The organism is Massilia sp. 05N420, from assembly GCF_056397205.1.
Map to the genome: position 1 here is coordinate 1 of NZ_JBFTMX010000286.1, position 362 is coordinate 362.

The 362-nt window shown below is 61.0% G+C and carries 1 protein-coding gene; it reads right to left on the reverse strand.

Annotated elements, in window-relative coordinates; all coding sequences use genetic code 11:
- Window positions 1-156, reverse strand: a 156-nt coding sequence (locus AC1DIX_RS28350; RefSeq protein ID WP_477328697.1) for a dihydrofolate reductase, incomplete at its 3' end; no start/stop codon positions are given.
- Between the last annotated feature and the right edge of the window lie 206 nt (window positions 157-362).

A 362-nucleotide genomic window follows, 5' to 3' on the forward strand; every position in this document is an offset into this window, starting at 1 on the left:
CTCATAGGTCTTGCGGCCCATGACCAACGGCTTTCCCGAGGTCAGCGCCTTGAAGCGTTTCAGATCGGTTGACAGCCGCCATGGCATATCGCCGTCCCGGCCGATGATACCGTTTTCGGAAACCGCAACAACGATTGTCTTCACGATGCCAGACATAGCCGCCCCTCTGCACTGATTGCCGAGCGCGACACCTAACCGCTTCTCAAAAGGAAAGCTAGCCGACCGCCCGCCCGGCTATCGCCTGCTGCGGATGCGGATTGCCGAGCCAGATGACGGCGACGCGATCGCCCGTCTGCTTGGCAAGATACATGTAGTTGTCGGCCCGCTTGACGAAGGAAGCCGGCGTATCCGACGGCCCGAGC